The 21,941-nt window shown below is 43.2% G+C and carries 21 protein-coding genes, 1 pseudogene and 1 riboswitch; of the genes and pseudogenes, 15 read left to right on the top strand and 7 right to left on the bottom strand.

Annotated features, from left to right (window positions below; genetic code table 11):
- Window positions 1-14 precede the first annotated feature (14 nt).
- On the bottom strand, window positions 15-1,508 hold the full coding sequence (gene rlmD, locus FGL80_RS03640) for a 23S rRNA (uracil(1939)-C(5))-methyltransferase RlmD (protein ID WP_055308429.1): 1,494 nt from the start codon (window positions 1,506-1,508) through the stop codon (window positions 15-17).
- Between the two features lie 267 nt (window positions 1,509-1,775).
- Here rlmD and FGL80_RS03645 point away from each other — a divergent pair, with 267 nt between their 5' ends.
- The 4 genes and pseudogenes from FGL80_RS03645 (at window position 1,776) to FGL80_RS03660 (ending at window position 6,490) form a co-directional block, all read left to right on the top strand.
- Complete coding sequence (locus FGL80_RS03645; RefSeq protein WP_029510336.1) at window positions 1,776-2,009, top strand: hypothetical protein; 234 nt, start codon at window positions 1,776-1,778, stop codon at window positions 2,007-2,009.
- 79 nt (window positions 2,010-2,088) lie between these two features.
- The gene (locus FGL80_RS03650) at window positions 2,089-4,332 is read left to right on the top strand and encodes an AAA family ATPase (RefSeq protein ID WP_147001809.1); all 2,244 of its coding nucleotides are present in this window, start codon (window positions 2,089-2,091) and stop codon (window positions 4,330-4,332) included.
- Between the two features lie 125 nt (window positions 4,333-4,457).
- Window positions 4,458-5,450 (top strand): annotated as a pseudogene (locus FGL80_RS03655) (nucleoid-associated protein).
- 101 nt (window positions 5,451-5,551) lie between these two features.
- The gene (locus tag FGL80_RS03660) at window positions 5,552-6,490 is read left to right on the top strand and encodes a DUF1810 family protein (RefSeq protein ID WP_055308427.1); all 939 of its coding nucleotides are present in this window, start codon (window positions 5,552-5,554) and stop codon (window positions 6,488-6,490) included.
- Between the two features lie 27 nt (window positions 6,491-6,517).
- Here the strand turns inward: FGL80_RS03660 and FGL80_RS03665 are convergent, their stop codons facing one another.
- A complete protein-coding gene (locus FGL80_RS03665; protein ID WP_055308426.1) occupies window positions 6,518-7,513 on the bottom strand; it encodes a ketopantoate reductase family protein in 996 nt (331 codons plus the stop codon).
- Between the two features lie 158 nt (window positions 7,514-7,671).
- Between FGL80_RS03665 and trpS the strand changes: the two genes are divergently transcribed.
- The gene (trpS, locus tag FGL80_RS03670) at window positions 7,672-8,688 is read left to right on the top strand and encodes a tryptophan--tRNA ligase (protein ID WP_055308425.1); all 1,017 of its coding nucleotides are present in this window, start codon (window positions 7,672-7,674) and stop codon (window positions 8,686-8,688) included.
- A 40-nt stretch (window positions 8,689-8,728) separates the two neighbouring features.
- Here the strand turns inward: trpS and FGL80_RS03675 are convergent, their stop codons facing one another.
- Window positions 8,729-9,901: an LCP family protein gene (locus tag FGL80_RS03675; protein ID WP_055308424.1), complete on the bottom strand. Its 1,173-nt coding sequence runs from the start codon at window positions 9,899-9,901 to the stop codon at window positions 8,729-8,731.
- A 192-nt stretch (window positions 9,902-10,093) separates the two neighbouring features.
- Between FGL80_RS03675 and FGL80_RS03680 the strand changes: the two genes are divergently transcribed.
- The 9 genes from FGL80_RS03680 to FGL80_RS03720 all read left to right on the top strand — a co-directional run bounded on the left by FGL80_RS03680 (window position 10,094) and on the right by FGL80_RS03720 (window position 18,449).
- Window positions 10,094-10,750 (top strand): hypothetical protein, encoded by a 657-nt coding sequence (locus FGL80_RS03680; protein WP_055308423.1) that lies wholly within the window; start codon window positions 10,094-10,096, stop codon window positions 10,748-10,750.
- A gap of 17 nt (window positions 10,751-10,767) precedes the next feature.
- A riboswitch (Lysine riboswitch) is annotated at window positions 10,768-10,936 on the top strand.
- Between the two features lie 79 nt (window positions 10,937-11,015).
- Window positions 11,016-12,455, top strand: a complete 1,440-nt coding sequence (locus FGL80_RS03685) for an amino acid permease (protein ID WP_055308422.1) — start codon at window positions 11,016-11,018, stop codon at window positions 12,453-12,455.
- A 124-nt stretch (window positions 12,456-12,579) separates the two neighbouring features.
- Window positions 12,580-12,801, top strand: coding sequence for a DUF1146 family protein (locus FGL80_RS03690; RefSeq protein WP_010001015.1), 222 nt, complete (start codon window positions 12,580-12,582; stop codon window positions 12,799-12,801).
- A 99-nt stretch (window positions 12,802-12,900) separates the two neighbouring features.
- A complete protein-coding gene (mreB, locus tag FGL80_RS03695; protein ID WP_010001016.1) occupies window positions 12,901-13,893 on the top strand; it encodes a rod shape-determining protein in 993 nt (330 codons plus the stop codon).
- Between the two features lies 1 nt (window position 13,894).
- Window positions 13,895-14,104 carry a DUF2969 family protein gene (locus FGL80_RS03700; protein ID WP_010001017.1) on the top strand — a complete coding sequence of 70 codons (210 nt, stop codon included), beginning with the start codon at window positions 13,895-13,897 and terminating at the stop codon, window positions 14,102-14,104.
- A 68-nt stretch (window positions 14,105-14,172) separates the two neighbouring features.
- The gene (locus FGL80_RS03705) at window positions 14,173-15,390 is read left to right on the top strand and encodes an FtsW/RodA/SpoVE family cell cycle protein (RefSeq protein WP_055308421.1); all 1,218 of its coding nucleotides are present in this window, start codon (window positions 14,173-14,175) and stop codon (window positions 15,388-15,390) included.
- Window positions 15,390-16,391 carry a DUF2785 domain-containing protein gene (locus tag FGL80_RS03710; protein ID WP_055308420.1) on the top strand — a complete coding sequence of 334 codons (1,002 nt, stop codon included), beginning with the start codon at window positions 15,390-15,392 and terminating at the stop codon, window positions 16,389-16,391. The genes FGL80_RS03705 and FGL80_RS03710 overlap by 1 nt, the downstream gene beginning before the upstream one ends.
- A 58-nt stretch (window positions 16,392-16,449) precedes the next feature.
- Window positions 16,450-17,583, top strand: a complete 1,134-nt coding sequence (locus FGL80_RS03715) for a D-alanine--D-alanine ligase family protein (protein ID WP_010001020.1) — start codon at window positions 16,450-16,452, stop codon at window positions 17,581-17,583.
- Entirely contained in the window at window positions 17,583-18,449 is an 867-nt protein-coding gene (locus FGL80_RS03720; RefSeq protein WP_055308419.1) for a helix-turn-helix domain-containing protein, read from the top strand. The genes FGL80_RS03715 and FGL80_RS03720 overlap by 1 nt, the downstream gene beginning before the upstream one ends.
- A gap of 40 nt (window positions 18,450-18,489) precedes the next feature.
- On the opposite strand, the gene FGL80_RS03725 is transcribed toward FGL80_RS03720, so the two are convergent.
- The gene (locus FGL80_RS03725) at window positions 18,490-18,933 is read right to left on the bottom strand and encodes a universal stress protein (RefSeq protein ID WP_009999885.1); all 444 of its coding nucleotides are present in this window, start codon (window positions 18,931-18,933) and stop codon (window positions 18,490-18,492) included.
- Window positions 18,934-18,982: 49 nt separating this feature from the next.
- Between FGL80_RS03725 and FGL80_RS03730 the strand changes: the two genes are divergently transcribed.
- Window positions 18,983-19,297, top strand: coding sequence for a hypothetical protein (locus FGL80_RS03730; protein ID WP_009999887.1), 315 nt, complete (start codon window positions 18,983-18,985; stop codon window positions 19,295-19,297).
- Between the two features lie 13 nt (window positions 19,298-19,310).
- Here the strand turns inward: FGL80_RS03730 and FGL80_RS03735 are convergent, their stop codons facing one another.
- The 3 genes from FGL80_RS03735 to rpsD form a co-directional block, all read right to left on the bottom strand.
- On the bottom strand, window positions 19,311-20,594 hold the full coding sequence (locus FGL80_RS03735) for a replication-associated recombination protein A (protein ID WP_055308418.1): 1,284 nt from the start codon (window positions 20,592-20,594) through the stop codon (window positions 19,311-19,313).
- Window positions 20,595-20,621: 27 nt separating this feature from the next.
- Window positions 20,622-20,993, bottom strand: a complete 372-nt coding sequence (locus FGL80_RS03740) for a YueI family protein (protein WP_055308417.1) — start codon at window positions 20,991-20,993, stop codon at window positions 20,622-20,624.
- Window positions 20,994-21,115: 122 nt separating this feature from the next.
- Window positions 21,116-21,727: a 30S ribosomal protein S4 gene (gene rpsD / locus FGL80_RS03745; RefSeq protein ID WP_010004144.1), complete on the bottom strand. Its 612-nt coding sequence runs from the start codon at window positions 21,725-21,727 to the stop codon at window positions 21,116-21,118.
- Between the last annotated feature and the right edge of the window lie 214 nt (window positions 21,728-21,941).

Genomic DNA, 21,941 nt, shown 5'->3' on the forward strand with positions numbered 1-21,941 from the left:
GCTGTTTTTATGTTTTAATCACGGCGTGTTAACTTCACGACGCCTTCCCAACGGGCAGTTTGCGGGAACATATCGATACTTTGAATGTATTCAACTTGATAAGCTTGGGTGAGATCAACTAAATCTCGTGCTAAGGTTGACGCGTTGCAAGAAATATACACAAACTTTTCTGGCTTGGTCCGTAGAATTTCACGACGCAAGGCGGTATCTAAACCAGTGCGTGGTGGATCCACCACGAGGGCATCAGCGATCCAACCTTCTGCTTGCCATTTTGGAAAGAGTTCTTCTGCCGTACCAATTTCATATTTGGCATTAGTGATGTGATTGATTTCAGCGTTAATGTTGGCATCATCAACGGCTTCTGGAATGATTTCCATACCGCGTACTTCACCGACCTTATCTGCCAAACTCAGCCCAATTGTGCCAACACCAGCATAAGCATCCACGAGTTTATCTGCATGAGTCAAATCAAGTGCGGCAAGGGCCTCGTTATAAACAACGGTCATTTGGGTGTAGTTTAATTGCATGAAGGCACGGGGTGACAACTGAAAAGTCTTGCCCATAATCGTTTCTTCGATGTAATCTTTACCCCATAATTTGATGGTTTCCTCACCCCAAACAATGCTTGTTCGGCCAGGATTAAAGTTTTGGAAAATACCCGTGACCTCGGGGAGTGCTTGGTTAATGGCTTCAATTAAAGCGGCATCACCGGGGAAGCCGTCAGTGTTTGTGACAAATGTTAATTGGACTTCACCGGTTGTATGTGACGCACGCGCGACAATGGTTTTGACAGTCCCGCGATTTTTATCTTCGTTATAAATGGAAACGGATAATTTATCAAGCAAATCACGTACTGTCCGCAACACTTTCATGGTTGCTGGATCTTGCGTGTGCACAACAGGCAAATCAACCAAATCATGACTGCTGCGCTTATACATCCCCACGCTCAGCTTATCGCCAATTTTTCGCACAGGGAATTGCGCTTTGTTGCGATACTCATAGGGGTTTGCCATACCAATGGTATCGCGTAAGTCATAATCAGTCCAGCCGCGTGGTTGGAACTTTTCCAGGGCTTGGGCAATCACGTCTTTTTTGAAGGCTAATTGTGCTGGATAAGTCATGTGTTCTAGTTCAAAGCCACCGACTTCATCTGCGTATTCATCGCGTGGGGTTACCCGATTAGGGGACTTTTCACGGATTTTGAGCACTTTAGCTGCGATGTATTTGGGTTGGACATCGGTTACCTTAACGACTGCGACTTCATCAGGTAAAACCCCAGGGACGAAAACGATTTTACGCTTGAAGTAGCCGATACCTTCGCCGTTAATCCCTAAACGCTTAATTGTTAGTGGGAAATTTTGACCAATGCGCACGTCGACCCCATCACCAGTTGCTTGGCGACGATCTTGTCGACGGGGATCAAATTTTTTGCCGTAATAGGGCTTTTTGCCGGTTGTTGGCCGTGCTTTTTGTGCATAAGCCCGTTTTTTGTTTGTATTTTCTGTCATATTGATGATGTGCGTGAGCTCACGCACATGTCCTTTCTGCAATGCAATGCCATGGTGACGTTGTTACCTATTCAGTATAACAGCTCTGGGCTGATAAAATAATTTACAAAAGTGAGTGTTTTACACTTGCGTTATAATACAAAAGTGGTATAATGATAATCGTAAAGGAGATGGGGGAAAATGAAGGGGAGCATAAGCTTTACTGATCGTCACCACATTCATGTGCGCGGTCAGACAAAATAGATAAATTAGTTGGAGCAAACGATCATGAAATTTGATATTAAGGCGTATTTAGATGATAATTCGCTCACGATTTATCGGGTAGCGAAGGCGTCTGGTTACGGCTATACAACGATTCATAAATCGTTTAACAAAACACAATCAGACGCAACTAGTTTAAATGTTAGAGATTTGGATGCACTTGCTAAGGCTCAAAATAAGGCCATGTGGGAAGTGCTTCGCGATCTAGAAAATTTTTATTTCAACCCTGAGGGACGTTGAACCGTTATTTGATATCAGCGCAGTTGGGGCTTGACGCAGATAATTTTGATTATAACTTAAGATAAGAGGGGATATACTTATGGCAAATAACAACTTTTTCGATGATCCATTCGGATCTGACATGAACGAAATTTTTAACAACATGATGGGTAACATGAACGGTTTCAACACTGAAAACCGTCGTTACTTGATCAACGGACAAGAAGTGACACCTGAACAATTTGCAGAATATCGTCAAACTGGTAAGTTGCCACAAAGCACACAACAAGGACAAGTTGCTGGGAACGGTCGCATGGCTGCACAACAACCTGGACAAGTTAAGCAAGAAGGCATCTTGATGAAGCTTGGTCGTAACTTGACGGCTGAAGCGCGTGAAGGTATGCTTGATCCAGTTATTGGTCGTAACAAAGAAATTCAAGAAACAGCTGAAATCCTTGGTCGTCGTACAAAGAACAACCCAGTATTGGTTGGTGATGCTGGTGTTGGTAAGACAGCAGTTGTTGAAGGTTTGGCACAAGCCATTGTGAATGGTGATGTCCCAGCCGCAATTAAGGACAAGGAAATCTTCTCAATTGATATTTCAAGTCTTGAAGCTGGTACACAATACCGTGGTGCCTTTGAAGAAAACATCCAAAACTTGATGAAGGAAGTTAAGGCTGCCGGTAACATCATCTTGTTCTTTGACGAAATCCACCAAATCCTAGGTGCCGGTTCAACTGGCGGTGAAGATGGCGGTAAGGGATTGGCTGATATCATCAAGCCAGCTTTGAGCCGTGGTGAAATTTCAGTTATTGGTGCGACAACACAAGACGAATACCGTAACACAATCATGAAGAATGCCGCATTGGCACGTCGTTTCAATGAAGTAACGGTTAATGCGCCATCAGCAAAGGATACATTGGAAATTCTTAAGGGTATTGCGTCATTGTATGAAAAGCACCACCATGTTGAATTGCCAGAACCAGTATTGAAGGCTGCAGTTGACTATTCAATTCAATACATTCCACAACGCTCATTGCCAGATAAGGCCATTGATTTGTTGGATATGACAGCTGCGCACTTGAGTGCTAAGAACCCTGTTACAGATAAGGTAAGTCTTGAAAAGCAACTTGCTGAAGCTAAGGAAAAGCAAGAAAAGGCTGTTGCTGACGAAGACTTCGAAGCTGCTTTGATGCACAAGAACAAGATTGCCGATTTGGAAAAGGAAATTGCTGGCGCAGACAAGGCAACTAAGGTTGTTGCAACAACAAACGATGTGGCTGAATCTGTTGAACGTTTGACTGGTATCCCAGTATCACAAATGGGTGCTTCAGATATCGAACGTTTGAAGACAATCGGTTCACGTTTGGCTGGTAAGGTTATTGGTCAAGATGAAGCGGTTAACATGGTGGCACGTGCCATCCGTCGTAACCGTGCCGGATTTGACGAAGGTAACCGTCCAATCGGTAGCTTCCTATTTGTCGGTCCTACTGGTGTGGGTAAGACAGAATTGGCTAAGCAACTAGCCCTTGATATGTTTGGTTCAAAGGAAAACATCATCCGCTTGGATATGTCAGAATACTCAGACTTGACAGCCGTATCAAAGTTGATTGGTACAACAGCCGGTTACGTTGGTTATGACGACAACAGCAACACATTGACTGAAAAGGTACGTCGTAATCCATATTCAATTGTCCTATTGGATGAAATTGAAAAGGCTAACCCACAAGTTTTGACATTGTTGTTGCAAGTCATGGATGATGGTCGTTTGACTGATGGTCAAGGTAACGTTGTGAACTTCAAGAACACAGTGATTATCGCAACATCAAACGCTGGCTTCTCAGACAAGAGCGAAGGTGAATTAATGGACCGTTTGGCACCATACTTCCGTCCAGAATTCTTGAACCGATTTAACGGTGTGATCGAATTCTCAGCTTTGACAAAGACAGATTTGAAGCACATTGTGAACTTGATGTTGGACGATGTGAACGAAACATTGGCTAAGAAGGACATCACGTTGACAGTGACTGATGCCGCCAAGGAATACTTGATTGAACAAGGCTATGATGAAGCAATGGGTGCACGTCCACTTCGTCGCGTGATCGAACAACAAATCCGTGATCAAGTGACGGACTTCTACCTTGAAAATCCTGAAGAAAAGCACTTGCGTGCTGACTTAGTTGACGACAAGTTGATCATTTCTGCTTTGACTGACGATGATGTCGTGAATGAAGATGAACAACTTCGTGAAGCTTCAGATGCTGAAGCCGATAAGGGCGAAGCTAACAAGGGTGAAGCTCGTAAGGGCAAGGATCACAAAGGCAAGTCTGATAAGAAGAAGTAATTAGCTGCGTGATCATACGTGATAAGTCGATAAACCTAACGGTTTGTCGGCTTTTTTGTTATCCGAAAGATAGCAACATTAGCGTGCATGATATAATAAAATGATTAAACATAAAGGATGCAAAGATGATTATCCAACATGCGATGTTACATATTCTAGACACGAATACAGGCAGCCTCATCGCTTCACAAGGAGAGATGCCCTTAGATAATGCTGGCGTACAAGCGTATATTGAAAAACTGGTCGCTAAAGTGTCAGCCGGGGATGTGAAACAAGGCACTTTGACAGCGCAAGATTATCTGGCAACGATGCTGGCTAATCCTGATTTTTCAGAGATGACGACGGCGTTAGCCACAAAATTATTTGATCTTATTGCTGCTAGTGACGCTGTGCCAGCCGGGGATGTGCTGAGCTTTTTGGCGACGTCAGATGATGGCCCAATCTTTGGCTTACTCAAGCTGAATTTTTCACCGCGTTATGCGCACACTGTGACCTATATTGACGATCAAATGGTGAACAATTTGGTGTTGAACCAAACGGTTTTACCGGCCAGCAGTCAAACCGTTGATGAGGCGATTATCGTTGATTTGACGACGCAACGTTATCAGTTATTAGAGAAAAAATATGTGATTGATGGCCAGCGTTGTGCTTATTTTTCGGAAAAGTTTCTGGCGTTGACACCCGAAACGTCGTTGAAAGAAAATATTCAGACCATTAAGCGGACTGTGAAAGCCGTGGCTGAAAAATTTGACGACATACCGGCGCATGAAGCATTAGCGATGACTCAGGCAGTCATTTATGACGGCTTATCAACGGGATAGATTGATACAACTGCAATTGCTGAACAAGCGTTTCCAGATAATTTGACGGCCCAAGCGCAATATCAAGAAAAGTTAACCGAAAAAGCGGTTGCGCCCAAAGTACCGGTCGAGAATACGCCAAAATATGAAAAGAAGTATCGCGTGCAAAAATTTAAATTAGATTCAGGGATTGAAGTTTCCATCCCAATGGCTGTCTATCAAGATCGCTCAAAAGTCGAATTTATCAATCATGACAATGGCACAATCTCACTGGTCATTAAAGATATTGAACAAATTGCCAATAAGTTTTCAGTGTGACAGTATCAATTATTGGGTACAGAACCATTTACTGCTATAATGAGGAAAATAGGATAAGGTAAGAAAGGGCTAAGTTAGTTATAACTTGGATAAACAATGTCATGCCATACGCAGATTCTTATGTTGCAAAAATTCGTGAACGAGTGGGGCACGATTTTGAATTAGTGATGCCTACAACCGATGTGGTGATTGAAAACCCACAAGGTGAATTGCTGATGATTTATAATCGGGATTTTGACGGTTGGGCGTTTCCTGGAGGTTACGTTGAACCAGAATTGTCTTGGCAAGAGAATGCCGCACGAGAAGCGACCGAAGAAGCGGGCATTACGGCTGACCCGAAAAAGCTACAATTGATTGGGACAGTGTCCGGCAAACAATTTGTGGCGCATTATCCAAATGGCGACCGTGCAAAACTTTATACGACGGTTTTTCATTTAACGGATTGGACGGCTGAACAAACAGGTATTGACGAGACGGAAATCGATGCCAAAAAGTGGGTCTCCCCCCAAACAATTGACCATATGCACCTCACGTTTGCAGGGCGGGCCGTATATCGTTTATTTAGAAAGTACCAAGCATCTGGCGCTGTCCAAAATATCACGCTTGATTCAGCCTTACAGCGCTTTGTGGATGCGCAAAACGGCGAAATTGTCGGGGTTAATACGTATACAGATGCGTTAGCAGAATTAAGTCAGGGTGAAAAGCAGACGCATTGGATGTGGTACGTCTTACCACAATTACGTGCTTTGGGTAAAAGTGAACGGGCCATTTATTATGGGCTAGCTGATGCCAAAGAGGCACAAGCTTACTTGGCAGATCCAGTACTTCGGACGCGTTTAGAGGCGATTGTCGCCACGACGCTGGCATTGGCAGGTAACGATCCAGTGGCTGTGTTTGGCGCAGTAGATACACCAAAGTTCCAAGCCAGTTTGACGCTATTTAACCAAGTTGCGCCGGAGACGCCCCTTTACCAACAAGCACTTGATAAATATTTTAATGGTGTGCAACACGCTGAAACATTGGCCTTGTTAGCACAATAAAAAAGCATGCCGTGGCATGCTTTTTTATTAAGCGCCAGTATAATCTGGGGCTAACTTATTAACAGGTGGCGTGAACTCACGCATTGATTCAGCCAAGTGGACGAAATTGGTGACCAAACGATGATTTGGAGCTTGGGTACCGTGTTGATCCGCAAGGTCTGCAATCCAGCCGTTGATATAATCAACTTCGGTTGGCCGTCCCTTCACAAAGTCTTGGTACATAGAAGGAAAATGGAGGGGATTGGCCACGTTTGAGACATAGTCAACTTGCGCCACCATATCATCGCGACTTTCGATGAGTTCAATACCAGCAGCTTCAGCGGCATCGTACGCTTCGTTGATGAGTGGCCGGGCAATGCCTTCCAGGAAATTATCATAAGCCATTAATTGGCCCATCCGTGATTGAAACATCGTTGCAATTGAGTTCTCAACGGCATTGAAGAAGACTTTAGTCAGCAGTGTACCCATGAAATTTTCAGTGTAACTTGGGTTTAAATGCGCAGCTTTAAAGTCAGCTAGGAGCGCATCCATGGTTGCGGAAGGTTTCTCTGTCAAATTGGCATAGACAGAAGAACCAGCGCCTTCAGCGCCCATAAAGTCGACGTCGCCAAAATCATTTAAGACAGTGGCGATCATGGCTGTGCCGCCAATAATGTGTTCATCATCGAAATATTGCTGTAGTTTTTCAATATGGCCCATGCCATTCATAGCACCTAAGGCTGTTTGACCAGGTTTGAATTTTGGTGCCAGACGATCGAGGGTATCTTGTAGCTGCATTTGCTTCATAAAGAAAATCCAGACATCAGGCTCGCCATCATATTCCTCGGGTGAGAAAATGTTAATTTTAATGTCATGACGATCTTTGTGGTCACGTGATTTCCAAACTTTGTCGCCTTGCGCACGAATCTTATCTAAACTCGCCTGGGTAGGTTCAACAAAGTCTACTGGGACACCTGCATTTTCCTGAAGGAGAATACCGTATCGCAATCCCATTGCGCCTGCGCCAACTACTGCATATTTCATCGTATCGATCTCCTATCGTCATATAATGATATAATTCTAATGTTTATCACATTTTAAGTCAAGGGTATTTTTAATCTTTTTGGCTATGAACATTGTGAAATTTACCGTATAATAAGAGATAGAGTGCATACTGCACGTTTTTAATAGAGGAAGTTAAAATGTCTAAAGAAATTTATTTAACAGGTGATCGACCAACTGGTAAGTTGCATATCGGTCATTATATTGGGTCATTAAAAAATCGTGTGGCAATGCAAAATTCAGGCGAATATGAACCATTTGTGATGATTGCTGATACGCAAGCCTTTACAGATAATGCGCGTAATCCAGAAAAAATTCGACAATCACTAACAGAAGTTGCTTTGGATTATTTGGCAGTTGGGATTGATCCAACGAAAACAACGATTTTTGTACAATCACAAATCAAAGGGCTATTTGAACTCACAGAATACTTTATGAACTTGGTGTCGGTAGCACGTCTACAACGTAATCCGACCGTGAAAGCAGAAATTTCACAAAAAGGCTTTGGTGAAGGAATCCCCGCTGGGTTCTTAACTTATCCGGTGTCACAAGCTGCTGATATTGCCATTTTCCGCGCCACGAAAGTGCCGGTTGGGGATGATCAGGAACCAATGTTAGAACAAGCCCGTGAACTGGTACGGTCATTTAACAATGCCTACCAATCTGATGTCCTTGTTGAACCAGTCGGTGTCTTTCCACCGAAGGGACAAGGGCGTTTACCTGGTATTGATGGTAATGCTAAGATGTCTAAATCATTGGGCAACGGGATTTATATTTCTGATGATGCCGATACATTGGCCAAAAAAGTGAAGGCGATGTATACTGATCCGTTGCACATCAATATTGACGATCCGGGACATGTTGAGGGTAACGTTGTCTTCACATACCTTGATATTTTCGATCCCGACAAAGAACGCGTGGCTGAATTAAAGGCACACTATACGGCCGGTGGTCTAGGCGACATGAAGCTTAAGAAGCATTTAATTGACGTGATGGAAGCCGAAATGGCACCAATTCGTGAACGACGTGCACGATTTGCTCAGGACATTCCGGCGGTTCTGGAGATGTTAAAAACAGGGTCAGAACGTGCTAATGTGGTGGCGGAAGCGACGATGAAAGATGTCCGTCATGCGATGGGCGTTGATTACTTTGGATAAAGCATAATAAAAAAGCACCAAGCCATTTGGCATGGTGCTTTTATTGTGCTGTGGTTGTATCGGTCTCGTCGCTACTATTATCGTCTACTGGACGTAATGATGCTGCGATGTTGGCGAGACTTGATGGAATTTTACCGCCGTAAGGGCGGCCAGTTTTCTCGGCTTTAAGACCAAGGGCTTTTCTGGCGAGATCCGTGACCCGTTGCTTTTCCTTTTGTGGTATCACTTCATAAGAGACATCGTTACCGGCAGCATCGGGATAATTGGTGGTCACACCTTGCATGTGTTCGGTGGTAATATGATTTTTAGCTTTAATATATTTGCTAGCCATTGTTGTCATATCACCAAACGTCAGGTCAGTTCGCACATTTTTAGAAATAGTGGCCATGAACTTGTCATTGAGTAAGCTGGACACATTGGCCGACTTTTTGATGAGGCCTTCTAAAACTAAGCGTTGCCGTTGCTGACGACCATAATCACCAGTCGGATCACCGTAACGCATGCGTGAAAAGGCCAGAGCAGCATCGCCATTCATAACCGTTTTGGAAGCGGACCAAGTCGCACCGTTATCGTCAGAATGCTCATATTTGTTACTGTTCTTATGGAAACGGTAGAGATTAGGCCCGTAATTGTGGGCAGTTTCTTGACTATAGGTAAAATCAAGTGGTGACTTTACGGAAATACCACCAACTTGATCAACCATAGTTGCTAGACCACCCATATTGACGAGGGCATAGAAGTCGATGGGGATGTTCAAAAATGATTCCACCGTCTTAATTGACGTAGCTGTGGAACCAAAGGCGTAAGCTGCGTTCAATTTTTGTGGGAAAGTATTTTCATAACCGGCAATTGAGACCATGGCGTCGCGAGGGAGCGAAATCATAGTTGTTTGTTCAGTTTTAGGGTTGATGATCAACAGCATCATGGAGTCAGTACGCCCACGATAGGTGCGACCTAATTCACCAGTATCCGTACCATACAATAAAACAGAAATTGGGCGACCACTTTTAATCACTTCGGATACATCACGTGATTTGGTGAGGCCAGCACCGGCATATGATTTGTCGATGACACCTTTTGTGTTGTGAATGGTTAACCAAGCAAAGCAGCCGATCACAAACGTCATAATAGCAATACCAATAAAAATCAGATTGCGTAGCTTGTGCTTTGGCGCTTGATATCGGTGCGTACGTGAATCTGATTGGGGATCCATATGAATAAGTCTCCTAAAATGTTGCTAGATTTGCCTATCATATTCAACAATATGATAGGACTCACAATTATAATTATCATAACACTTGAATATAAAGACAAGGTTAAAAAAGTGCCAGATCGTGAATTTAAGCAAATGATACTGGCTATAATGGTACAATTGTTGTGATCAACAGACAAGGGAGTTAATAGCATGTTAATCCAGCCGGATAAATTAAGAAAATGCCTCATGTTGATTTTTGGTGGTTTGTTTCTGATTTTAGCGATTCAGGTACGTTTTAATTTGTTGTTTATGCATGTCATGAATGATGGGGCAGAATTAGCGGTGCATAATTTTATGCCACAGCTCGTGCAACAAGGAATTGGTTTTGCTAGCTTGTTGAATCATTACTGGTTGGCAGTGTTTGGGATTATCGGCCTATCTGGTTTGCTCTACTTGGTCAATTATAAAATTGCCATGGGTTGGTTAATTGCCACGCAAGTCCTAGGGCTGCTGGTGGTTGAGCTATTATCGATGGTGTTAACCACTTATTGGGATAAGGGTTTCAAAATGGGATCAATGATGCCAGATCTTTTGTTAGTTTGGTGGTTTCAGATTTTGGCGGTCATTGCCGCTATTATTGTGCCAAGACTAACAGCTGACTGGCAATGGCAGTGGGGAATTCAGCTGCTGGTTGTGTTCGGATGGTGTTTGATGGCGCTATCGCGCATGCAACAAAATGGCATGCTGCTATCTAGTGAACTTGGGGCGCTATGCTTTGGGTATTTTTGGTGGCAATTGAGCGAACAGCAATATCGTCGACATGCAAAACACTGGCGTCGTGTATTAGAAATTGACACCTTAATTTAAAGATGATATGATATTCAAGTTATCAAAGAGGTTGCAACCAACATGAGTAACGTAAATGAGTTCGCCAAGAACAGTGATTTTACGCGAAAGGGGCGGTTGCCGAAATTTCTCGCAAGGCAGCGGGAGATTGGGCTAACAACGAATAGTTGTTAGACTGTCACGGCGACGTGGTGTGCTTTGAAAAGTTACGATAAACTAACTTTTTAGACCTCTTTCTATTTACAAGAAAGGGGCTTTTTATTTGCCCCGATTAGGGAGAATGTTAATGGCAGAACATAATGGTGAGATGAAACGTAATCTCAAGACACGTCATGTGTCAATGATTGCTTTAGGTGGTTCAATTGGAACAGGTTTGTTTGTGGCTTCCGGTGCGACAGTTGCCCAAGCTGGTCCGTCAGGAGCGATTGTTGCCTATTTGGCAATTGGTGTCATGGTCTATTTCTTAATGACCAGTTTAGGTGAAATGGCAACTTATTCACCAACATCAGGCTCTTTTTCTGATTATGCTGGCCGCTATGTTGACCCCGCACTGGGTTTTGCGATGGGTTGGAACTACTGGTTTAACTGGGCGATTACATTAGCCGTCGATATTGTGGCTGTTGGTTTGGTGTCAAACTTTTGGTTCCCCAATACCCCATCGTGGATTTTTTCAGCGGTGGCAATGGTGTTCATTTTCTTCATTAATCTATTTTCTGTGGGGGCCTTTGGTGAAACAGAATTTTGGCTGTCAATGATAAAGGTCATTACAATTATTGCCTTTTTGATTGTGGGTGTCGCCACGATTTTTGGGGTTATCCATTCAGATATTAACGTGATGAAAAACCTATCTGTTGGGAACCATGGTTTTGTCGGTGGTCCGCAAGCTATTTTGTCAGTCTTTGTTGTGGCTGGCTTCTCGTTCCAAGGTACGGAGTTAATCGGGATTACTGCTGGTGAAGCTAAGGATCCGGAAAAGTCTGTGCCTAAGGCGATCAATCAAGTTTTCTGGCGTATTTTACTTTTCTATATTATGGCCATTTTCGTCATTTCAGCTTTGGTTTACTACCGTGATCCGAGCTTGTTGAGTGCATCAACTAAAAATGTTGCAGAATCACCGTTTACAATTGTCTTTAAAAATGCAGGAATTGCCTTTGCCGCCAGTTTGATGAACGCGGTTATCTTGACATCAATTGTATCATCAGCTAATTCAGGTTCTTATGCCTCAACCCGTATGTTATATGCAATGGCACGTAAGGGTGAGGCACCAAAGATTTTTGCAAAATTGTCAACCCGTGGGGTACCGGTAGCGGCCCTCTTCTTGACGACAGCGATTGGTTTATTGGCCTTCATTTCAAACACGAAGGGTGGATCAGTGGCTTATACTTGGCTTGTGAATGCTTCAGGTTTGACTGGATTCATCGCTTGGGTTGGTATTGCGCTGTCTCATTACCGTTTCCGTCGTGCCTACGTTGTACAGGGAAAAGATTTGAATGCATTGAAATATAAAGCAAAATGGTTCCCATTTGGCCCACTATTTGCGCTAGTGATTTCAATTGGCGTGATTATTGGTCAGGATCCGGCAAGTTTTTCACAATTTAACCTAGAAAAGCTGGCGGTGACTTACCTATCAGTACCGTTCTTCCTAGTATTATACGTTGGCTACAAAATTCGTCACAAAACACACATCGTTAAATTGGAAGATGTTGATTTGACACAGCAGAAATAAAAGAGAACAAGACACCATATTGGACTGGTGTCTTGTTTTTTATTGCAGGTTATTACTGTGACAAAAGTAACGTGCATATTGTTATAATTGATTACAATAATGTGATCAAAAAAAGGGGGGCATCATGAATCCAATAGTTATGCTGAGTCTCAATGTATTGGCCATGTATTTTGTGTTTTGGACGATTAAACCAATTAATTTCGCCAAGTTTATGCCATATACACCGAAACAAGCCGGATTTTTAAAGATTATTTTGGCGATTGCTTTAGGCTATTTGGTGGCGAGTTTCTTTATTTCTATTACGAATTGGATCCTTGTCCTACCAGCGACGGTATTTGGAAAGTAGCTCAAAAACGATTAGCAACTGTGGTATAATTGACTAGATTATGTAGACAAGTCGGCGTTGTACGCCCGTTTATAAAAATAAAAAAACTGGAGACAAAACATGGCAAAAGATATCGGCATTGACTTGGGAACAGCCAATGTTCTCATTTATGTAGAAGGTAAGGGTATCGTTTTGAACGAACCTTCTGTTGTAGCAGTTGATGACAAAACAGATCGTGTATTAGCAGTGGGTTCTGAAGCTTACCGGATGGTTGGCCGTACACCTGGCAATATTCGGGCCGTACGTCCCTTGAAAGATGGGGTTATTTCAGACTTTGACGTAACCGAAGCCATGTTGACGTACTTTGTGAATAAGTTGAATGTTAAGGGCTTCATGTCAAAGCCTAACATTATGATTTGCGCCCCAACAAACATCACTGAAATCGAACGTAAGGCGATCATTCAAGCTGCAGAAAAAGCAGGTGGCGCCAAGGTTTATCTGGAATATGAACCAAAGGTTGCAGCTGTTGGTGCCGGATTGGATATCTTTAAGCCAGTTGGGTCAATGGTCATTGACATGGGTGGTGGAACCTCAGATATTGCGGTGCTATCACTTGGTGATATTGTGGTATCTGAATCAATTCGGGTGGCCGGTGACAAAATGAACTTTGACATTGTAGGTTACCTTAAGCGCCATCATAATTTGATTGTTGGTGAACGCACAGCGGAAACAATCAAAATTCAAATTGGTTCAGCCTTGCCGGTCGATGAACCATTGACGATGGAAGTACGTGGTCGTGATAATTTTGAAGGGATGCCAAAAACGGTTACGATTAATTCGAACGAAGTCGAAGAAGCACTTCATGACACGTTGCAACAAATTGTTCGTGCGACGCATTCTGTTTTGGCTAAGCTACCACCTGAATTAGCAGCTGATATTATTGATCGTGGTATCATGTTGACGGGTGGTGGTGCTTTGTTACACGGCATGGATCAACTATTATCTGATGCGCTAGAAGTACCGGTTGTTGTGTCTGATTCACCACTAGACAATGTGGCTAAGGGCGCTGGGGCATTGCTTGAACACATGAAATCAGGGCGTAAAGGATTGTAATATGCGGAAGAAAAATCAAAATTTTGGTGTTGAGCTTGTGGTTGTCGAGAACCAAACGCAAGTCTTGATCGACAAGAAACAGATTGGTTACGTTGCACCTGCAGACCGTGGTTTTGTTGGTTATTTTGGGCAGCAAGCAGTGATTAACCAAGCGAAAACACAAGATGAAGCAATTGAAGCTATTTTAGCAAGTTTTAACTTATATCAATAAAATAATCAGAAAAACCCTTATCATTAAGACATGATAAGGGTTTGTACATAAAACGAGGTAACATCAACATGCAACGACCTTCACGACAAATGAGTAATCGTACGTCCGGTTCAGAATTGGATTGGGGCATTATTTTAATTCTTTTGCTATTTATGATTATTGGTCTGAGTTCGATTTTCGAAGCAGCACTCAACTCACAGTATGGCACGATGCAATCGGCTCTGAGAGCGACAATTGTGCAGGGGGTGTTTTGGATTTTGGGGGCAATTATTATTGCTTTCTTGTTGCGATTTGATGCCTCTCAACTCTGGCGGCTAGCGCCAGTGGCTTACGGCTTAGGCATATTTTTGCTGGTGGCCGTTTTAATTTTTTATAACCGAGGGATGGCGGCAGCGACCGGCGCTAAATCTTGGTTTGTTTTCGGGCCAGTTTCTTTCCAACCGTCCGAAGTGGTGAAACCAGCGTTTATCCTGATGTTGAGTCGGGTAGTAGCCCAACACAATCGTCAATATGAGCATCATGACATCCATTCGGATTGGTTATTGTTAGGTAAGATGGCGTTATGCTTCTTACCAGTCGCCGTTTTGATCGCGATGCAAAATGACTTGGGGACATTGCTTGTATTTATGGCGATTTTTGGTGGGGTTGCCCTTGTGTCAGGTGTGACTTGGCGTATTCTGGGACCCGTTATTGCGGCAGCAGCGGCAATTGGAATTACGTTACTGGCATTAGTGACATCAGCAACTGGGAAAAATATTTTGGATGCGTTGGGCTTCAAGTTGTATCAATTTGATCGTATTCAGACTTGGCTGCATCCGGATCAAGATACGTCATCATCAGGTTATCAAACGTATCAAAGTTTGAAGGCCATTGGCTCTGGTCAACTGACCGGACAAGGATTTGGCCATTTGAAGGTCTATGTGCCGGTACGTGAGTCTGATATGATTTTCTCAGTAATTGGTGAAAGTTTTGGCTTTATTGGTGGCGCTTTGCTCATCGCGCTGTACTTTATCTTGATTTATCGTCTCATTGCGGCCACATTTAAAGCGCAAAATGCTTTTTATGCGTATATTGCTACTGGTGTAGTGATGATGTTGTTGTTCCACGTATTTGAAAATATTGGGATGAATATCGGCTTGCTACCGTTAACTGGTATTCCGCTACCCTTTATTTCTCAGGGTGGGTCATCGCTGCTGGGTAACTTGATAGGGATTGGTCTGATTTTAAGTATCGGTTATCAGCAGCAGAACGCGACCTTTAAAGAGTCGACAGGGTTTTCAATGTAATGATGACATTAAGCGAACTACAAACACAATTTATTGCTTTAAGAAATAAAACGCGTGATGGTGAGATTTTCCAGTCGTTAGGGGAAATGATGGCTGAAATACTTGCTGAGTTGTCGCCACAACCCGTCACTGCTGTGGCGTTGCCAGTAGACGGTGAACAAGCCTTGATTGCTATGCGAGCGTATAGCCAACAACTAGAGGAAGCTGCGCAGGCCCATGGCGGGAAGGCGCAGTTGCTACCAGTTCCGGATGAGACGTTACGTCTGGCAGTAGCACAGTTGGCCAATCCATTGCCCAAGTATCGCGACACGGGGGCGTTTTTTTTCCTGAGTGATATCATTCAAAATCAATTAGTGTCTGAGTCACAGATGCGGTGGCTAATCACTGATTTGGTGTCTGATGAGCAATTATTTGCGCACATTTTTGAAGTGAACAATGCGGCGATTTATCGACGATCGTTTAGTGTGTTGTTAGTGTCACTTTTGTTATTTACGCAGCGGACAAAAACGGCCTTTATGTCTGATGACTTATTAGACTATGTGATTAATCGGGTTGCGCTATATGCGGCATTAGAGCGTGATGCGCGTGGGTTCATTGGCACCAATGGTTGGGCGCACGCGTTTACACATATTGGCAATGCTGTTAATGAAATCATGTTGATGCCAAAGCTGATGCGGGCTGACAAATTATTTTTAATGGCCAGTATGTTAGCGGGCTATCGCGAGTTACACCAGCCCTTAGTGATGGGAGAAACCGACCGTATTGCTGAGGTTGCCTTGCGAGCAGCGCAAACACATGCGATTTACGAAGACTATCTGCTGTTAACCTTGAAGTTATGGCGGAAAGATTTGGTGACGCGGCAAGCGCCACAATCAGAAGGGCGGTGGCATCAACTGTATAACCGAACACGTTTCTTTCACGCAATTTTATTGACAGATCGACAGGCTGTTCCTGACGCGATATACAACTACGTCGAACAGACAAAAGATTACTTAACATAGAATATACCTTGCATAATATTACCTCATATTGATATAATAAAAATCGGAGTAAAATACAATGACAAAAAAACACGTTGCCCTATTATTTGGTGGAAATTCTTCTGAACATGATGTGTCAAAGCGTTCCGCCCAAAACTACTATCAAGCGATTGAAGCGAGTGGTAAGTACGATATTACCGTATTTGCAATTGCGCAAAATGGCTATTTTCTAGACCCTGAAAGCTCAAAACGCGTGTTGGCCTTAGAAGACGAACAACCAATTGTTGATGCTTTCATGGCCAAAGTTGATACGACGGATCCGTTGGCGCGCATTAGTGCTTTACGTGAAGCAGGAGACTTTGATATTTTCTTCCCAGTCGTGCATGGTAATCTTGGTGAAGATGGCACATTGCAAGGACTCTTTCGACTTTTGAATAAGCCATTTGTTGGTGCGCCACTGCGTGGTCATGCGGTCAGCTTTGATAAGGCTATGACGAAGGAATTGCTAACTGTTAACAACATTCGCAATACCAACTATGTCGTGTTGGATGAAAAAACAGCCAAAGATTGGACTTGGGATAAGGTTGTGGCAACGTTTGGCGATGTTGTTTTCGTTAAAGCGGCGAACCAAGGCTCATCAGTCGGCATTTCCCGTGCCACAACAGCTGAGGAATTTGCAGCTGCGTTGGCTGATTCTTTCCAATATGACTACAAAGTCTTGGTAGAACAAGCAGTCAAGGGCCCACGCGAACTTGAAGTTGGTGTGATCGGTAATGATGAACCATTGGTCTCAGAAATTGGCGCGCATGCCGTACCAAATCAGGGTGATGGTGACGGCTGGTATGATTACAACAACAAGTTTGTGGATAACTCTGCTGTTGAATTTGAAATTCCAGCAAAGTTGCCAGATGCCATCACGCAAGAAGTGAAGGACATGGCTTTGAAGGCTTATAAAGTTTTGAACTTGCGTGGTGAAGCACGGATGGACTTTTTGCTAGATGAAAACGATGTCCCTTATTTGGGTGAGCCAAATACGTTGCCAGGCTTTACAAACATGTCATTGTTTAAGCGCTTATGGGATTATTCAGATATTGATAATGTGGCACTTGTTGAAAAGATGATCGCCTATGGTTTTGAAGAATTCGAGAAGAATGCCAAGTTAAGTTATCAATTTGTCACATTAGGTGAAGAAAAAATAGGGAAGTTTAATTAATGGTAAAGAACGGAAAAAATGACAGTTTCGACGGAAAGGCAATTCGTGCAGCGCGTAAGAAGATGCACTTGTCTCAAGTCGAACTTGCAGAAGGGATTACAACGCAAGCAACGATTTCGTTAGTTGAAAATCAAAATCGTGTCCCAAATGCTGATGTTTTGTTAGCAATTCTAGATCGCTTGAACCTCGACATGTCAGAATTTGTGTCGGGTGATTTCTTGACGCAAAAGGCTAAGGAATTACTGGGCAAAGTGGTTTTGCAAATGAAGCATGAAGCCCTGAAAGAATTTGAAGAATTTGAAAAAGCCTTGAGTCAAAACGCGCCGACTTTGCAAGCTTACTATATTCTTAAAGCTGAAGAAGCAAGCTATAAGGGTGAAGATTTTGCCAAAGTGATTCAATACACTGATTTGGCAGTTGATAAGAAGACGCCATCACTAGGTGATTTCTACGTGTTTTATGCCTATCGTCAAATGGCAACCAATTATTTCTTACAAGGCGATATTAAAGCAGCTACAGAAAAGTTCTTATTAGCCGCTGAACTCGAACCAGATCTGCTCACTGCAAATGAATTGGAATTTCATGTTGTGTTGAAAGCGCGGCAACGTTATGTTGAATTTTTGATTGAACGTGGTGATTTGGATTTTGCAGCAGAACTCTTGCAAGAAGCGTTGCAGGTATTACGTAAGCGCGTTGATTTGTTCTGGGTGCCAGACTTGAGCGAATTGTTGGCGAAAGTAGAAGAAAAACGTGGTAATTTGGCTGAAGCCAAGCGTCAGTTACATTACGCACATGTCGCCGCCTATTTGTCAAATCGTCAAACCGCTGAAAAGCATTTGGCTGAATTAGATACAGTTGAAATTTAAGCAAAAAAAAATAAGCCGTTAGGCTTATTTTTTTTGCTGTTTAGCCACGAACAACCAAGACATCAACCTTAGCAGTACGTGTGACGAATTCAGTAACTGAACCAATAACAAAGCGTTCAACAGCGTTCAAACCAGTGGCACCAATCACAATAAGATCGGCATGGACTTCGTTAGGGACTTCCTTAGCGATCAAAGCCTTTGGTGAACCGTATTCAATGAGATAATCAACGTTCTTTACACCGGCATCAAGCGCTTGTTGCTTGTACTTTTCAAGGCTCTTACGTGTTTCTTCAGAAACAGCTTCAACCATTGTGTCGTCAAAGCTTGCAACATTTTGGAAGGCGCGTGTGTCAATAACGTTTAGAATTGACAAAACACCTTGATCACCAGCTTCGTTTGCCAATTCAATGGCACGAACAAGTGCAGCTTCTGATTCTTTTGAACCATCCATAGGAACCAAAATTTTGTTGTAGTTTGCTGTCATAAGAAATCTCCTCTAGTTAGTGTAGGTATATACTAAGTATAACGCTTACATGAAAAAAATAATAGTATTTTGGCCTGATTTGACTACAAAAAAAGCATCCATCGAAATGGATGCACGGGACATGCCCGGAACACTCGTGATACCGTTAACTGCTACGCAGATTTTCCTCGAAATTATCGAGGTGGATGGTTCATCAGGCTGGTCAGATTACCGAATGAAAGGGCAGATCTTTCCAGCCGTGAATTCCCAACCGAAAAATAAAGGTTGTAAGGAAAAAACTGATGGTGTAGCAATGCGCATATCTGAGGAATTCATCAATTATTATACCGCTAAAATGGTCGTACAACCAGTCTTGACATTTTAAATGATATTGGGGGTTACTGCAGCCCCTTTTTTTGTTGTGTTTTCAAAGTTTGATAGATTTCCTGGAATGATTGTTCAATTTTGGAATTGCCTTTTGGCTGGAAATAAGTCACTTGTTGCAGTTGATCGGGTAAGTATTGCTGAGGTACCCAATCATTGTCGTAATCATGAGGATAAATATAACCTGTTCCATGTCCCAAGTCGGCGGCACCTTTGTAGTGGGCGTCTTTAAGGTGTGGCGGAATGTCACGACTTTTGCCCTGACGAATATCAGCTAATGCAGCGTCGATCGCACGGTAGGCGGCATTTGACTTTGGTGATAGCGCCAGTTCAATAATGGCATTGGCAAAAGGAATCCGTGCTTCTGGCAATCCTAGGTTTTGGGCGGCTTGAATAGCGGTTATCGCACGTTGTGCAGCGCCGGGATTAGCTAAACCAATATCTTCGTAAGCAATCACCGTCAAGCGGCGGGCGAGAATGTTGATATCACCGGATTCGATAATCCGCGCGGCGTAATGTAAGGCGGCATCAACATCTGAACCACGAATGGATTTTTGAAGGGCTGAAATGACATCATAGTGCGCATCACCATCTTTATCCGCCGAAAGTGCTTTACGCTGGACGGTTTCTTCAATGATTGGTAAGGTGATATGAATTTGTTGATTATCATCTGGTTTTGTTGATAAGACAGCTAGTTCTAAACCGTTCAATGCGCTGCGCAAATCACCATTTGTGGCACGGGCGAGTTGTTGGCGCGCCGCTTCATCGAGTGTGACATCATACTGGCCGAGGCCATTAGTTTGGTCGGCCAACGCCCGATCCACCGCAGACAAAATGTCGGCTTCAGTTAAGGATTCTAACTGAAAAATTTGTGTTCGTGATCGGATGGCTGGGGTGACGTTGATATAAGGATTTTCAGTGGTGGCGCCAATTAAAATAATGGCGCCAGATTCCAAATAGGGCAATAAAAAGTCCTGTTTGACCTTATTTAAACGATGGATTTCGTCTAAGAGCAAAACCACTGCGCCAGACATTTTTGCTTCCTCTGCGACGATTTGCAAATCTTTTTGACTATCTGTCGCAGCATTGAGCATGCGAAAAGCATACTTAGAAGAGCCGGCGATTGCCGAAGCGATGGATGTTTTGCCAATGCCTGGTGGACCATACAAAATCATGGAACTAAGGCGTTTCGCCGCGACCATGCGCCAGATAATTTTGCCTTCGCCAACAAGATGTTGTTGGCCAACAATTTCTTCAATTTTGGTCGGACGCATGCGATATGCGAGTGGTTGTTGCATAATGAACGAGCATCCTTTCTAGTTGGTTTAAGTGAAATAAATTTGATCGATATTAACGGCGTCATCAGCAGCCAACAAAACCGCAATCGGATCATCTTCTGTTGTTGCGTCATTTGTCGATAGTAAGGTGAATGGGTGATTTGTCGTGACTGCCATACGGACATACGTTGTAAAGAAATCACCAGCGAGTGGTTGGCTGATTAAGACTTTACCCTCAGTATGTTGCTTTAATGTGGCCTCGAACTGTGCCTGAATTGCTGGTGAGTTGAGTTGTGATTTTTTAACAGCAGCAATGACACGTTCTCTAAAAGTGCCCAGATAACGGTGTTGTTCATCGGGATTAAGTTGATGTTGACCACCGTTTAATTGTTCGTTTTGCAAGCGTTCATTGATATCCATGGTTTCTTTCTTCTCCGATACGTTGTAATAAGTCTATTATACGTTAGTTAAGATGAAATTTTAATTCAAACGAAAAACACCACCCGAAGGTGGTGTTTTTTAACCAGATTTGGTTTAAGATATTAACCCAAACGGTTGTAGTATTCGACGATCAAAGCTTCGTTGATGTCGGCATCTAATTCTTCGCGTTCTGGCAAACGTACCAAAGTACCTTCAAGCTTGTCAGCGTCGAATGATACGAATTGTGGACGTGCCACAACTGATTCAACAGCAACTTGGATAGGTACAATGTTCTTTGACTTATCGCGAACAGAAATCACTTGACCAGGTGTTACTTGGTATGAAGGGATATCAACACGTTGACCATCAACCAAAATGTGGCCGTGGTTAACTAATTGACGTGCTTGTTGGCGTGTTGTTGCCAAACCAAGACGGTAAACAAGTGAATCCAAACGTTGTTCCAACAAGATCATGAAGTTAGTACCGTGAGTACCCTTACGGATCTTACCAGCCTTGTTAAACAAAGAATGGAATTGACGTTCTGTCAAACCATAAGTGAAACGCAACTTTTGCTTTTCGCGCAATTGCATACCATATTCAGAAACCTTTGCGCGGCGTCCGGCACCGTGATCACCAGGTGCGTACGCACGACGTGACAATTCCTTACCAGTACCTGACAATGAAACACCCAAGCGACGTGAAATGCGCCACTTTGGACCTGTATAACGTGACATATATATGTCCTCCAAAATGTATTTTGTCGTACATTTGAGGGTAAGCACCAGATGCGTGCAGCGCCAAACTTGACGTTTCTCAGTGCCAGTAGCTGTGGCCTTACTAACGATTTGGGGACGCTGTTGACGCGCTTCTTTACTTACTGCTACTCAATATAACAACTTATCCCAATATACCAGAAAAGGCCAAAATTAGCAAGTTGTTAAGAAAATT

It is taken from the genome of Leuconostoc lactis (assembly GCF_007954625.1).
Lineage (GTDB): Bacteria > Bacillota > Bacilli > Lactobacillales > Lactobacillaceae > Leuconostoc > Leuconostoc lactis_A.

Bases quoted from the DNA above. Each gene is read 5' to 3' on its own strand.
- rlmD (WP_055308429.1), bottom strand. From the start codon at position 1,508: ATGACAGAAAATACAAACAAAAAACGGGCTTATGCACAAAAAGCACGG.
- FGL80_RS03645 (WP_029510336.1), top strand. From the start codon at position 1,776: ATGAAATTTGATATTAAGGCGTATTTAGATGATAATTCGCTCACGATT.
- FGL80_RS03650 (WP_147001809.1), top strand. From the start codon at position 2,089: ATGGCAAATAACAACTTTTTCGATGATCCATTCGGATCTGACATGAAC.
- FGL80_RS03660 (WP_055308427.1), top strand. From the start codon at position 5,552: ATGCCATACGCAGATTCTTATGTTGCAAAAATTCGTGAACGAGTGGGG.
- FGL80_RS03665 (WP_055308426.1), bottom strand. From the start codon at position 7,513: ATGAAATATGCAGTAGTTGGCGCAGGCGCAATGGGATTGCGATACGGT.
- trpS (WP_055308425.1), top strand. From the start codon at position 7,672: ATGTCTAAAGAAATTTATTTAACAGGTGATCGACCAACTGGTAAGTTG.
- FGL80_RS03675 (WP_055308424.1), bottom strand. From the start codon at position 9,901: ATGGATCCCCAATCAGATTCACGTACGCACCGATATCAAGCGCCAAAG.
- FGL80_RS03680 (WP_055308423.1), top strand. From the start codon at position 10,094: ATGTTAATCCAGCCGGATAAATTAAGAAAATGCCTCATGTTGATTTTT.
- FGL80_RS03685 (WP_055308422.1), top strand. From the start codon at position 11,016: ATGGCAGAACATAATGGTGAGATGAAACGTAATCTCAAGACACGTCAT.
- FGL80_RS03690 (WP_010001015.1), top strand. From the start codon at position 12,580: ATGAATCCAATAGTTATGCTGAGTCTCAATGTATTGGCCATGTATTTT.
- mreB (WP_010001016.1), top strand. From the start codon at position 12,901: ATGGCAAAAGATATCGGCATTGACTTGGGAACAGCCAATGTTCTCATT.
- FGL80_RS03700 (WP_010001017.1), top strand. From the start codon at position 13,895: ATGCGGAAGAAAAATCAAAATTTTGGTGTTGAGCTTGTGGTTGTCGAG.
- FGL80_RS03705 (WP_055308421.1), top strand. From the start codon at position 14,173: ATGCAACGACCTTCACGACAAATGAGTAATCGTACGTCCGGTTCAGAA.
- FGL80_RS03710 (WP_055308420.1), top strand. From the start codon at position 15,390: ATGATGACATTAAGCGAACTACAAACACAATTTATTGCTTTAAGAAAT.
- FGL80_RS03715 (WP_010001020.1), top strand. From the start codon at position 16,450: ATGACAAAAAAACACGTTGCCCTATTATTTGGTGGAAATTCTTCTGAA.
- FGL80_RS03720 (WP_055308419.1), top strand. From the start codon at position 17,583: ATGGTAAAGAACGGAAAAAATGACAGTTTCGACGGAAAGGCAATTCGT.
- FGL80_RS03725 (WP_009999885.1), bottom strand. From the start codon at position 18,933: ATGACAGCAAACTACAACAAAATTTTGGTTCCTATGGATGGTTCAAAA.
- FGL80_RS03730 (WP_009999887.1), top strand. From the start codon at position 18,983: ATGAAAAAAATAATAGTATTTTGGCCTGATTTGACTACAAAAAAAGCA.
- FGL80_RS03735 (WP_055308418.1), bottom strand. From the start codon at position 20,594: ATGCAACAACCACTCGCATATCGCATGCGTCCGACCAAAATTGAAGAA.
- FGL80_RS03740 (WP_055308417.1), bottom strand. From the start codon at position 20,993: ATGGATATCAATGAACGCTTGCAAAACGAACAATTAAACGGTGGTCAA.
- rpsD (WP_010004144.1), bottom strand. From the start codon at position 21,727: ATGTCACGTTATACAGGTCCAAAGTGGCGCATTTCACGTCGCTTGGGT.